Source organism: Acidimicrobiales bacterium (assembly GCA_040219515.1).
GTDB lineage: Bacteria > Actinomycetota > Acidimicrobiia > Acidimicrobiales > Aldehydirespiratoraceae > JAJRXC01.
The window spans coordinates 1-11,866 of sequence record JAVJSI010000005.1; the positions used below are offsets into that span (position 1 = coordinate 1).

The 11,866-nt window shown below is 69.1% G+C and carries 12 protein-coding genes; 8 read left to right on the top strand and 4 right to left on the bottom strand.

Going from position 1 to position 11,866, the window contains the following annotated elements:
* Nucleotides 1-193 precede the first annotated feature (193 nt).
* The 3 genes from RIB98_02520 to RIB98_02530 all read right to left on the bottom strand — a co-directional run bounded on the left by RIB98_02520 (nt 194) and on the right by RIB98_02530 (nt 1,875).
* On the bottom strand, nt 194-574 hold the full coding sequence (locus RIB98_02520) for a hypothetical protein (protein MEQ8839826.1): 381 nt from the start codon (nt 572-574) through the stop codon (nt 194-196).
* 150 nt (nt 575-724) lie between these two features.
* On the bottom strand, nt 725-940 hold the full coding sequence (locus RIB98_02525) for a hypothetical protein (protein MEQ8839827.1): 216 nt from the start codon (nt 938-940) through the stop codon (nt 725-727).
* Between the two features lie 89 nt (nt 941-1,029).
* Complete coding sequence (locus RIB98_02530) at nt 1,030-1,875, bottom strand: YihY/virulence factor BrkB family protein (protein MEQ8839828.1); 846 nt, start codon at nt 1,873-1,875, stop codon at nt 1,030-1,032.
* 168 nt (nt 1,876-2,043) lie between these two features.
* Between RIB98_02530 and RIB98_02535 the strand changes: the two genes are divergently transcribed.
* From RIB98_02535 to RIB98_02545, 3 genes are read left to right on the top strand one after another with little or no spacing between them, the layout of a single operon-like run.
* On the top strand, nt 2,044-3,483 hold the full coding sequence (locus RIB98_02535; GenBank protein MEQ8839829.1) for a cytochrome ubiquinol oxidase subunit I: 1,440 nt from the start codon (nt 2,044-2,046) through the stop codon (nt 3,481-3,483).
* A complete protein-coding gene (locus tag RIB98_02540; GenBank protein MEQ8839830.1) occupies nt 3,480-4,481 on the top strand; it encodes a cytochrome d ubiquinol oxidase subunit II in 1,002 nt (333 codons plus the stop codon). The genes RIB98_02535 and RIB98_02540 overlap by 4 nt, the downstream gene beginning before the upstream one ends.
* Nucleotides 4,482-4,503: 22 nt before the next feature.
* Nucleotides 4,504-6,321, top strand: coding sequence for a M3 family oligoendopeptidase (locus RIB98_02545; GenBank protein ID MEQ8839831.1), 1,818 nt, complete (start codon nt 4,504-4,506; stop codon nt 6,319-6,321).
* 20 nt (nt 6,322-6,341) lie between these two features.
* Here RIB98_02545 and RIB98_02550 read toward each other — a convergent pair whose 3' ends face one another.
* Complete coding sequence (locus tag RIB98_02550; GenBank protein ID MEQ8839832.1) at nt 6,342-7,505, bottom strand: magnesium transporter CorA family protein; 1,164 nt, start codon at nt 7,503-7,505, stop codon at nt 6,342-6,344.
* Between the two features lie 65 nt (nt 7,506-7,570).
* Between RIB98_02550 and RIB98_02555 the strand changes: the two genes are divergently transcribed.
* The 5 genes from RIB98_02555 to RIB98_02575 all read left to right on the top strand — a co-directional run bounded on the left by RIB98_02555 (nt 7,571) and on the right by RIB98_02575 (nt 11,853).
* Complete coding sequence (locus RIB98_02555; GenBank protein MEQ8839833.1) at nt 7,571-8,467, top strand: TIGR03564 family F420-dependent LLM class oxidoreductase; 897 nt, start codon at nt 7,571-7,573, stop codon at nt 8,465-8,467.
* Between the two features lie 88 nt (nt 8,468-8,555).
* Nucleotides 8,556-9,008: a DUF4262 domain-containing protein gene (locus tag RIB98_02560; GenBank protein ID MEQ8839834.1), complete on the top strand. Its 453-nt coding sequence runs from the start codon at nt 8,556-8,558 to the stop codon at nt 9,006-9,008.
* 30 nt (nt 9,009-9,038) lie between these two features.
* Nucleotides 9,039-9,398 carry a hypothetical protein gene (locus RIB98_02565; protein ID MEQ8839835.1) on the top strand — a complete coding sequence of 120 codons (360 nt, stop codon included), beginning with the start codon at nt 9,039-9,041 and terminating at the stop codon, nt 9,396-9,398.
* A gap of 128 nt (nt 9,399-9,526) precedes the next feature.
* A complete protein-coding gene (locus RIB98_02570) occupies nt 9,527-9,682 on the top strand; it encodes a hypothetical protein (protein ID MEQ8839836.1) in 156 nt (51 codons plus the stop codon).
* A 62-nt stretch (nt 9,683-9,744) separates the two neighbouring features.
* A complete protein-coding gene (locus RIB98_02575) occupies nt 9,745-11,853 on the top strand; it encodes a hypothetical protein (GenBank protein MEQ8839837.1) in 2,109 nt (702 codons plus the stop codon).
* The last annotated feature ends 13 nt before the right edge of the window (nt 11,854-11,866 follow it).

Consider the following 11,866-nt stretch of genomic DNA (forward strand, 5'->3'; position numbering starts at 1 on the left):
CGCCCTACGCGCCCTCGCCAACCGTCTCGTCGGCATCCTCCACGGCTGCCTCAAACACCAAACCCACTACGACGAACACACCGCCTGGGCACACCGCCACGAACTCGCCGCTTGACACCTACGACCCGTGGGATGTCTAGGTCGTCGGTCGGGCGGTGAGCGATCGCCTGCCCTCGCTCGACCGGGCCGGTGATCAGTTGGGGCGGTGCCAGGCGGCGATGACCTGGCCTCGGTCCTGACGCAGCGCGGCGATGATCCGACCGACGTCCAGTCGGAACGCGTCGGTCTGCGAGACGAACTCGAGTCCGAGAATCTGGCTGCCCGCTTCGGCCGACCGCGCGGTGTACGCGACCCGACAGGCCGCGGTGGAGTCGCCGTCGCCGATGGTGACGGTGGCGCCGCAGTGGACCCGCAGCGTGCCCGTCACTGCGAGGCTGATGCCGGTGATCGAGACGTTGACGACATCGGCGGGGACCGGCCGATTCCGGGGGTTGGGGGTACCGCCCGGAAGAATCGGGGTGGCGCCCAGACGAAGATGCACCCGGAGTCGTATCCCGGCGGTGAAGCGGGGCACGAGGCGATCGTTCCGATCGGCACGACCGCGTGCGTCCTGCCGCTCGAGATCGGATGGGTACGGGTAGAAGGACATGGCAGCTCCGGTGCCGGATGGGCACCTGCCAGTCCTATCGGTGGAAAATCCGTCGAGCTGAGCGAACGACGGCGCTCAGCCGGCCACCGGTGGTTGACGTCGAGCCGTCGCCAACGCCTGAGCACGACGAGCTTCGTGCTCGCGCTCGCGAGCGGCGGCGAGCAGCGCGGCGATCCGGGTGGTGCCCGTCGCGGGGTACTGCGGGTCGGTGATCGACGCCGCTCGTTCGGCCTGGCGGCGCTCGCTGCTCATGACGCTGGTGGGGAGGCTGGTGTTGCGGCGTTCGGACATGTGGGGATCGTTCGGTGAGGGTCGAAGGTCGGCGGATCTTGCCGTGTATGGGTACAACGACCCAGGCGGCTCGAAGTCGCGAGATTTGTTCAGAAATCCGTTGCCCCGGTGTCGTCCCCGACTTCGAAGGCGTCCCGCGGTGCGCGCCCGGGCTTGCGCTCGAAGCGAGCGCCGTCGACCTCTGCCCCGATCAGGGCGGCGAGGGCCGAGAGGTAGAGCCACGCCATCAGGGCGGCCACGGCGCCGAGGGACCCGAACGTCGACTCGATCCGGCCGACGTAGCCGTAGACGACGCTGAGGCCGAACGTGCTCGCCACCCAGATGACCGTGGCGATGATGGCGCCCCACGAGATGAAGTGGAACCGGCCGGTGCGATGCCCGACGACGGAGCGGTAGAACAGCGAGAGGGCGGTCATCGACACGACGAGCGTGAGCGGCCAACGGCCGATCGAGACGACCCAGCGGTAGACCCCGCCGATGTTGGCGTCGTCCATCACCGGCGGGAGCACGACGATGAGCCAGATCATCGCCGCCACCGTGATGACGGCGACCACACTCAGGCGGAGCGCGAAGATCCGACCCTGGATCCAGTTGTGCGGGCTCGGCATCTCGTGGGCGATGCGGACGGCCATCACCATGGCGTTGATGGCGTTGGAGATGGCCCAGGCGACGCCGATGAGGGCGATGACGAGGCCGAGCGTGATCTCCCTGCCGTCGACCTGGGTGACGTTCTGGAGCTGTTCGATGAGCAGTTGGCCGGCCTCTTCGGGAAGGACGTCGACCAGCGGCCGCACGTGGGACTCGACGTCGGACGGTGAGGCCACGAGCCCGTAGACGGCGACGACCGCGACCATCGCAGGGATCAGGCCGAACACACAGCTGAAGGCCACGCCGCTGGCCACGAGCATCGTGTGGTGAGCCGTGACGTTGCGCACGATCGTGCGCAGCTCGGGGCGCGCGGCGCGAACGCCCGGCGTCGGGACGCGCTCAGAGATGGTCGCGGCTCCACGTCGGCATGAGAGGAAACGCTAATGGCCAAGGGGGAGGGAACCGATGACCGCCCGTCGAGACGCCGCCCGCCGAGATGAGCGACCATGGAGTCCATGACCGTCGCCGCGTTGCTGGGTGCCTCCGACGCGCTGACCCCGGCGCGCAACCAGATGGCCCTGTCGCTCGGTTGGCACATCATCATCGCCTGCTTCGGCATGGTGCTGCCGGCGATGATCTTCGTGTTGCACCGACGCGGTCTGCGCGGTGACGCCGACGCCCTCGAGATCGCGAAACGCTGGTCGAAGGTGGGCGCCGTCCTGTTCGCCATCGGCGCGGTGAGCGGCACGATCCTGTCGTTCGAACTCGGACTGCTCTGGCCGGGGTTGATGGAGCAGTTCGGCGACGTCGTCGGGCTCGCCTTCGCACTCGAGGGCATCGCGTTCTTCACCGAGGCGATCTTCCTGGGAATCTACGTCTACGGCTGGGGACGCCTTCCCGGTCGGATCCACTCGCTGATGTTGCTGCCGATCATGGCGGCCGGCGTGATCGGCTCCTTCATGGTCGTGTCGGTCAATGCCTGGATGAACGCGCCGACGGGGTTTCGCGTCGACGAGACCGGTGCCGTCGTCGACATCGATCCGGTGGCCGCGATCTTCAACGACCATGTCTGGTACCAGTCCGCCCACATGTACCTGGCCGCGGTGATGGTCGTGGGATTCACCCTCAGTGCGGTCTATGCGTTCCGGATGCTGCAGGGCCACACGGACCGACTGCACCGTCTCGGCGCGGCGGTGCCGTTCGCGTTCGCCGCGTTCGTCACGCCGCTCCAGCCGGTGGTCGGTCATTTCGCCGGTCAGCGGATCGCCGACGACCAACCGATCAAGCTCGCAGCGATAGAGGCGCTCGACGAGACCGAATCGTCGGTCCCGTTGAAGCTCGGGGGTCTCGTGATCGACGGAGAACTCCGGGGCGCGATCGAGATCCCCATCCCGGGCCTGCTGAGCTTCCTCGCCCAGAACGACTTCGACGCCGAGGTGATCGGTCTCGACGCGGTGCCCGAGGACGAGCAGCCCCCGGTCGGCATCGTCCACCTCGCCTACACGATCATGATCGGGATCGGCACCGCGCTCGTCGGGCTCGCGCTGTGGGGTGGCTGGCGCCTGATGCGGGCAAGACGGCGCGGGAGGGAGGGGGCCTGGGCCGAGATGTTCGCCAACCGATGGTTCCTCCGGGCGATCGTGGTGGCGGGGCCGGCGGCGATCATCGCCCTGGAGACGGGGTGGATCACCACCGAGGTCGGTCGCCAGCCCTGGATCGTCCACCGGGTGATGCGCACCGAGGACGCGGTCACGGACGCGGGATACATCTGGGTGACCCTGGCGGTCCTAGTGGTCGTCTACGCGGGAATGACGGTCGGCGCACTGGCCACCATCGCCTCGATGTCGCGGCGTTGGGCGGCCGGGGAGAAGGACCTGGCCACGCCCTACGGGCCCGCGCCCGAGACCGGTATCGCCGACCCCGGGGGCACCGACGGCGGGAGCACCGAGTCGTGAGCCTCGTCGACGTCGTCGCCGCGATCATGTTCCTGGCGGTGGTGCTCTACGCCGTCTTCGCCGGCGCCGACTTCGGCAGCGGGGTGTGGGACCTCGCTGCGGGCGGGGCCGACAAGGGCGGCCGGGCCCGACGTCTCATCGATCACGCGATCGGCCCGGTGTGGGAAGCGAACCACGTGTGGCTCATCTTCGTGCTCGTCTTCCTCTGGACCGGTTTCCCCGACGCGTTCGCCCAGCTGATGCGCACGCTCGCCATCCCGTTCTGGCTGGCCGGTCTCGGCATCGTCCTGCGAGGCGCAGGCTTCGCGTTCCGCAAGTTCTCCGCCTCGTTGCGCTGGGCCCGGGTGGCCGGCGCGATGTTCGCCGGCTCCTCGCTGATCACTCCGTTCTTCCTGGGTGCCATCGCCGGCGGTGTCGCCTCCGGCCGGGTGCCGGCCGCGGGCACCGGCGACCTGTGGACGTCGTGGCTCAACCCCACCTCCATTCTCGGCGGCGTGCTCGCCATGCTGACGTGCACGTTCCTGGCCGGTGTGTTCCTCGCTGCCGACGCCGAGGGACTCGGCGCCGACGACCTCGCCGAGTCGTTCCGTCGCCGTTCGATCGGGGTCGGGCTCGTCACCGGCGCAGTGGCGCTGATGGGCGTGGTTCCCCTGGCGATCGACGCCGAGACGCTCTTCGACCGTCTCATCTCCCGCGGCGCCCCGGTCGTGGCCGTGTCGGCGGTCGGCGGCCTGACCACCTTGGCCCTGCTGCGCGCGCACCGGCTGCGGGCGGCGCGGGCGGCGGCGGTGGTGGCGGTCGGCAGCATCGTGGTCGGGTGGGGGGTCGCCCAGTACCCGTGGGTGCTCGTCGACGAGATGCGCATCGACGACATGGTCACCGAGTCGGCGACGTTGTGGGGTCTCGTGATCGCGTTCGGTCTCGCTGCGGTGCTGGTGGTGCCCCCGCTCGTGTACCTGCTCGTACTCGCCGATCGCAACGAAGTCGGCACCGAGTAGGCAGCACCTACACTCCGAAGCGATGACTGCCACCGAGACCAACGAAGCCGCGACGGGCGCCGAGGGCGTCGCCTGGAACATCGAGACCCTCGTGGCGACGAGCGGCACGACCGGCCCCGAGGGTGCGCTCGCACTCCTCGACCGGGCCGACGAGCTGGCGGCCGCCCTCACCGCCGAGGCCAAGGGCGGGCTCGCCACCGCCGATGCGCCCACGATCGCACGCTGGCTCGCCACCCAGGCCGAGCTGCTCGACGCCGCCCACCGGGCCGCGAACTATGCGTCCCTTCGCTTCTCGACCGACGTGGCCGACCCGGCCAATGGTGCGTTCATGGCCGAGATCCAGGAGCGCACCGCACAGCTCGGTGCCGAGCTCGTGTGGTTCGACCTCGAATGGGTGGCGCTCGACGACGACCGGGCCGCGGCGATGATGGATGCACCGGAGCTGGCCGGGCATCGTCACCATCTCGAGACCGCCCGCCTGCGTCGGCCCCACGTGCTGAGCGAGGCCGAGGAGAAGCTGTTGGCCCACAAGGCGCCCACCGGCCGTTCGGCCTGGGTGCGGCTGTTCACCGAACTCACGTCTGCCATCCGGGTCGAGATCGACGGCACCGAGATGCCGCTCGACGCCGGACTCTCGCGACTGATGCATCCCGACCGCGAGGTGCGCCGGGCCGCGGCCGAGGCCGTCACGGTCGGGCTCGAGCCGGGCCTGCGCAACCGGGCGTTCGTGTTCAACACGCTCCTGGCGGACAAGAGCACCGATGACCGCCTCCGGCAGTACCCCACGTGGATCTCGGCGTGGAACCAGGGCAACGAGGCCAGCGATGCCTCCGTCGACGCACTGATCGAGGCCGTGGTCGGCCGCTACGACCTGCCGCAGCGCTGGTATGCGTTGAAGGCCCGGGTTCTCGGGGTCGATCGGCTCGCCGACTACGACCGCGGCTCGTCGGTGGCCGAGACCAACGTCGAGGTGTCGTGGGACGACGCCACCGCCACGGTGCGCGACGCCTACGCGAGCTTCAGCCCCGAACTGGCGGAGATCGTCGACCGCTTCTACGACGAGGGCTGGATCGACGCGCCGGTGAGGGAGAACAAGCGGGGCGGTGCCTTCTGCGCCTACACGGTGCCCGATCACCATCCCTACGTCTTCCTGAACTACACGGCCACCCCCGGCGACGTGCTGACGCTGGCCCACGAGTTGGGTCATGCCCTCCACGGGTATCTGTCGCGTCCGCAGGGCATCTTCCACCAGTCGACCCCGCTCACCCTGGCCGAGACGGCGTCGGTGTTCGGCGAGACGGTGACGTTCGAGCGCCTGCTCGGCCGGACGGACGACCCCGGCGACCGCTTCGCGCTGCTCGCCCAACAGGTCGAGGGCAACATCGCCACGGTGTTCCGTCAGGTGGCGATGAATCGATTCGAGGACGCGGTCCACACCCACCGCCGGTCGAAGGGCGAGCTGTCCACCGACGATTTCGCCGAGCACTGGGCTCGCACGCAGGGCGAGTTGTTCGGTGACACCGTGGAGGTGACCGAGGGCTATCGCAGCTGGTGGTCCTACATTCCGCACTTCATCGGCACGCCGGGCTACGTCTACGCCTACGCCTACGGGCAACTGCTGGCCCTGTCGGTCTATGCCCAATACGAGGAGCAGGGCGCGGCGTTCGTGCCCAGCTATCTCGAGCTGCTCGGAGCGGGCGGGTCGTGCTGGCCCGAGGAACTCGCATCAATCGTCGGCTGCGATCTGACCGACCCGACGTTCTGGTCCTCGGGACTCGACATCGTCGATGCGCAGATCGCCCGAGCCGAAGCCGCAGCCGAGGCCGCCGGCCGGGTCTGAGCGGGTCTGGTCCGGCCGGGTCAGGCGGAATCGTCGTCGGCAGGCTCGTCCCCGGACCGGGGGTCCGTCGCCGATGTCGTGTGGCCACGACGGCGGACGCCGGTGACGGTGCGCAGCGGGGTGATCGAGATCTCGAACGCGGCGCTCACGAGCTCGATCGGTGCCCGGGCGCCCTCGATCAGGCCTCGGCCCACCAGGGCGCTGGCGTCGCGCCCCGACGGCCGACGGATCCAGCCCAGGGCGACGAACATGCCGAGCGAGAGCGCGGTGAGCACGGCCATGGCGATGGTGACGACGAGCCAGCCGTCGTCGGTCCCGGTGCCCGGGAGGTTCTCGAAGTTCATGCCGAAGTAGCCGACGATCAGGCTCAGCGGCAGCAGGATCGCCGCATAGATCGTGAGCACCTTGCTGACCTCCGTGGCCTGCTTGGCCTCGGCTCCCCGGTAGGCGTCGAGTGTCTCGGTGAGCGCAGTGCGGGCCGCGTCGATCCCCGAGGTGACCCGGGTGGCGACGTCGAACACGTCGGAGAATCGACGCCGGCCGCCGTGGCTCAGCAGTGACGAAGTGGAGACGCGGAGTTCGTCGAGGATCTCGCGTTGTGGGTGGATCGCTCGGCGAAGGGCGGCGAGGTCCTTGCGAACGGTGGTGACCTCGCGGATCAGGGAGCCGTCGGCCGCCAACGCGAGCTCGACGAGGGTTTCGTTGTGATCGTCGAACACGTCGAGCACGGGGATGAGTCGCCGAGTGAGCACGTCGGCGAGACGGGCGAGGAGTTCGTCGGCGTCGCCGCTGGTGAGCTCGACCCGGCGTTGCACGCCCTCCCACAGCGCCTCGACGGCCGGCGACCGTTCGCGGCGCACCGTGATGAGCGTCTGGGCGACCAGGAAGCAGTCGAGTTCGTAGGTGGCGATGCGGTCCTCGGCCAGTCCGTGGAGCACGACGAGGAGGGAATCGCCGAAGTCGTCGAGTTTGGGCAGGTCGTGATCGCCGATGGCATCGCGCACCGCCAGGGAGTCGAGACCGAACGGCGAGGTGAACGACACGAGGGCCGCGGTCTCGGTGGGATCCGTGGCGTCGACCTCGATGTCGACCCATCGCCATCGGGTGGCCGGGGGACGGGGCGTGTCGGCGTCGACGGGGACGGCGGTCGCCGCCGCGGCACAGTCGAGCGCTCGGATCTGCATGCCTGCATGATCCCGCGGGTCGCGTGGGATGCGGGTGACCCCGCTCGTCGTCGTAGGGTCGACCCATGCAGATCGGCATCTTCACCCAGACGGACGACATCGACGACCTGGTGCGCCAGGCCCGCCAGATCGCCGAGGAGGGCTTCGAGACCATGTCGGTGCCCCAGATCTTCGGCGTCGATGCGATCACGGCGCTCGCCGTCGTGGCGAGGGAGGTCCCGACGTTGAAGTTCGCCACCGCGGTGATCCCGACCTATCCGCGCCACCCCGCGATGCTGGCCGCGCAGGCGAAGACGCTCAGCCGCATCAGCGACGGTCGGTTCACCCTCGGGATCGGCCTGTCACACCAGATCGTGATCGAGGGGATGTTCGGGATGTCCTACGAGAAGCCCGTGCGGCACATGCGCGAGTACCTCGACGTGCTCCTCCCGTTGCTGGCCGACGAGCCGGTAACGGCGGCCGGCGACACCTCGACCTTCCGGGGCGGCCTGTCGTTCGACTCACCGCCGACGCCCGTCCTGATCGCCGCGCTCGGCCCGGCGATGCTGCGGCTGTGCGGCTCGAGGGCCGACGGTACGTCGACCTGGATGACCGGGCCCAAGACCATCCGCGACCATGTCGTGCCGACGCTGCACGACGCTGCGGCGGCGGCGGGTCGTCCGGCGCCACAGGTCGTCGCCTCGGTGCCCGTGTGCGTCACGACCGATCCGGCACCGGCGCTCGAACGCGCCGCCGCGCAGTTCGAGATGTACGGCGGGTTGCCGTCGTATCGGGCGATGATGGATCGCGAGGGTGTCGACGGGCCCGCCGGCATCGCCATCGTGGGATCGGCGGACGAGGTGGTCGAGCGGATCCAGTCCTTCTTCGACGCCGGCGCGACCCAGTTCAACGCGGTCACGTTCGGTACCTCCGACGAGCAGGCCACCGCGCGAGAGGTGCTGGCGCTCGCCAATCGCGGCTGACTGTCACAGGCGGCGAGCAGACTGTGGTTCTGCTCGCCGGTGGCATCCGCCGGCCTCCACAGTGCAAGAGGCAAGAGGGAGGCCACGCATGTGCATGCGTTGCGACGGCTACAGCTGGGAAGAAATCGAGCGTCACACCGACCTGGTGATCCGGGTCCACGGATTCACCACCGTCCATGTCGAGGGGCCCTCGCCGTGGACCTACACGATCGGTGCCTACGAGAGTTGGGATCAACCCGAGCTGCTCGTGGTCGACATCGAGGCGTCGATCCAGAAGGCCCTGGTCCACGCCATCGCCGAGGACTACGCCGATTTCGGTGAGGTCGGGCACGACACGCTCGACCTACTCGACGTCGAGCTGGCGCCGGTCGACGAATCGCATTTCGACGACGGCCTCGTGGCGGCCTGGGAGGGGCGCTACTCGTTGTCGGCCGCGGCAGGCGATTTCGTGCAGGTGGTTCCGGGGCGATCGTGGTTCGGCGGTGGCGCCGGCCGGGTCCGACGACTCGATCGACCCCGGAGTCGACCCGGGGCCCGGTGAATGTCACACCCCGTCGTCAGGATGGGTGACATGTTGACCGAACTCGCGGCCACACCCTCGTCGACCGTCGCGGCATCCGTTGCCGCGGCCGAGGAGATCCGTCGACGCCGATGCGATGCAACGGCGATGGTCGAGCGACTGGCCGGGCGCGCCCACACGGCCGGGCTCGACCATCCGGTGGCGGCTGCTCTCGCGCTCGCCGCTCGCATGAGTCGTCTCTGCGGGCCCGAGGAGTTCGCGGCCGCGGCCGGCCTGTCGTCGGCGGAGGTGGTGGCGGCCGAGGCCGGAGCGGTCCCGTTCGGGTCACTGCCGAGGGCCTACGACGCGTTGTTCGCGGCGATGGGCGTCGACCTCCTGAGCCTCGCCGACCTTGCCCGAACCTTGCACTAGCGGCCGACCCATGGCTACCCGCCGGTCACTTCCGGCCACTTTGCGTGGCGTGACACAGGTGTCTCACCGAACTGTGCAAACTTGCGTTACCGGTCCCGGTTGGTGGATCGGTCATCGGAGGCTCGGCAATGTTGAGGATCGAAAGGCCGCTGACAGAAAGCCAGGAACGCGAAGAGACCCGCGACGGCGAGGGCGACGGGCTCCTGCTGCTCGGGCTGCTCGCCGCCTCATGGGTGGTCGCGTTGGGTGTGGGTTGGGTCGTGTGGAGGCTTGCGCCCTTCTGAACCGGTCGTTCAGACGGCGTTCGGGTCGCCCGGCCCGGCGGTTCGTGCGAAGCTCGTCGGCCATGAGACGACGAATGCGATTCCTCCTGGTGAGCGTGGTGGCCGCGAGCCTGATGGCGACATCGTGCGGCAGTGACGGTGACGACGGTACGGATGCGCCCGAGTCCACGAGCACGGTCGCCGATTCGACCGACGGCGATGTCGAGTCCCCGACGGATGGCAATGCCGAGACCTCGGCGGATGGCGAGAGCGCCGCCTTCGAGTTCGCCGGTTCCCTCGACCTCAGCCTCGACCAGGACCCGGGCTGTGAGCTCGTGGGCAACGAGTGTCTCCTCCCATTCCCGAGCGATGCGCTCACCGTCGACGATCCGACGTCAGTCACCGGTCGCCGGGTGGCGCTCCCCGCCGCGCTGATGCCCGAGAACAGCGATGGCGTGCTCGTCGACCCCGTCCGACAGAACCGGGCCGACGGTTTCTCGCCGGGCAGTGCCGGACTGGTCCTCGTTCCCGGGGTCGACCCGACCGGTTCGCGCCTCGCGCCCATCACCGACATCGCCCGGTCGCTGGCCGACGACTCGGGCAGCATCGTGGTCGACGCCACGACCGGCGATCGCTGGCCGCACTGGGCCGAGCTCGACGCCAATGCCACCGACCCGCAACGCCAGGGGCTTTTCGTGCGGCCGGCCGAGAACTACACGGAAGGTCACCGGATCGTCATCGGACTACGCAATCTGGTCGACGAATCCGGTGCGCCGATCGAGCCGACCGACACGTTCCGGGCCTACCGCGACCGGTTGGAGACCGATGTCGCCGAGGTCGAGGCCCGCCGCCCGGCCATGGAACGGGTCTTCGCCGATCTGGCCGCGGCCGGCGTGACCCGCGAGGACCTGACGATCGCCTGGGAGTTCACGGTGATCTCCACCGAGAGCCTCACCGGCCCGCTGGTGCACATGCGTGACGATGCGTTCGGCATTCTCGCTGACACGGCCCCTGCGTTCACCGTCGATGCGGTCACGCGCAACGACGACGACACCCACACGGTCATCGAGGGCACCTACGAGGTGCCGCTCTATCTCACCGACGACGGGTCGACCGGCAACGGCCTGAACCTCTCGGGTGATCCCGACCTGCCGGAGGTCAACGGCACGATCTCGTCGGTCTATCGGTGCATGGTCACCGACACGTCCACTGCGGCCGAGCCCGGCGGCGGCGTGATCTACGGCCATGGCCTGCTCGGCACCCGCAGCCAGGTCACCTCGGCCGGACCACGGTTGTTGGCCGAGAACTTCAACCACGTCGTCTGCGGCACCGACCTCATCGGCATGGCCGCGGAGGACGTGCCCAACGCGGTCGCCGCGCTCGGCGAGCTGTCGACGTTCCCCACCCTCCCCGACCGGCTCCTCCAGGGTCACCTCAACACGCTGTTCCTGGGCCGTCTGATGCGTCACGCCGACGGTTTCGTCGCCCACGAGGCGTTCCACGATGCCGACGGCAACGCGCTCCTCGACACCGCACAGCTCGCCTACTACGGCATCAGCCAGGGCGGCATCATGGGTCCGGTGTCGACCGCCGTCGCCAACGACTGGGACCGCGGTGTGTTCGGCGTGCCCGGCGTGAACTACTCCACGCTGCTGAATCGCAGTATCGATTTCGACACCTACCAGGCGCTGCTCGATCCGGCCTATCCCGACAAGCTCGATCAGGCGTTCCTGCTGCTCGCCATCCAGATGTTGTGGGATCGCGGTGAGGGCAACGGTTACGTCAACCACTACGGCGAGCCGCTCGAGGGACTCGAGCAAAAGGTCGGTCTGCTCCACGGTGCGCTCGGTGATCATCAGGTGGCCAACGTCGCCATGGACGTGATGGCCCGGTCCATGGGGGCCTCGGTGGTGTGGCCTGCAGTGGGCGATGGTCGCTCCAGCGACGTCGAGCCCTTCTGGGGAATCCCCCGGATCGAGGACTACCCGTTCGAGGGGTCGGCGACCGTGATGTGGGACAGCGGCCAGCCCGTGTCGCCGACAGAGAACGTGCCGCCACGCGAGGGCACCGACCCTCACGAGGATCCTCGCCGACACGTCGTGGCCGTCGAGCAGATCGACGCGTTCCTGCGAACCGGCACCGTCATCGACGTCTGCGGCGGCGAGCCCTGCCTCTCGCCGCAACGTGACTGAGCCCGGCTGAACA

Excerpts from the sequence above, each read along its gene's own strand:
- RIB98_02535 (MEQ8839829.1), top strand. The coding sequence starts at position 2,044 with ATGACCGTCGCCGCGTTGCTGGGTGCCTCCGACGCGCTGACCCCGGCG.
- RIB98_02560 (MEQ8839834.1), top strand. The coding sequence starts at position 8,556 with ATGTGCATGCGTTGCGACGGCTACAGCTGGGAAGAAATCGAGCGTCAC.
- RIB98_02570 (MEQ8839836.1), top strand. The coding sequence starts at position 9,527 with ATGTTGAGGATCGAAAGGCCGCTGACAGAAAGCCAGGAACGCGAAGAG.
- RIB98_02555 (MEQ8839833.1), top strand. The coding sequence starts at position 7,571 with ATGCAGATCGGCATCTTCACCCAGACGGACGACATCGACGACCTGGTG.
- RIB98_02565 (MEQ8839835.1), top strand. The coding sequence starts at position 9,039 with ATGTTGACCGAACTCGCGGCCACACCCTCGTCGACCGTCGCGGCATCC.
- RIB98_02575 (MEQ8839837.1), top strand. The coding sequence starts at position 9,745 with ATGAGACGACGAATGCGATTCCTCCTGGTGAGCGTGGTGGCCGCGAGC.
- RIB98_02545 (MEQ8839831.1), top strand. The coding sequence starts at position 4,504 with ATGACTGCCACCGAGACCAACGAAGCCGCGACGGGCGCCGAGGGCGTC.
- RIB98_02550 (MEQ8839832.1), bottom strand. The coding sequence starts at position 7,505 with ATGCAGATCCGAGCGCTCGACTGTGCCGCGGCGGCGACCGCCGTCCCC.
- RIB98_02525 (MEQ8839827.1), bottom strand. The coding sequence starts at position 940 with ATGTCCGAACGCCGCAACACCAGCCTCCCCACCAGCGTCATGAGCAGC.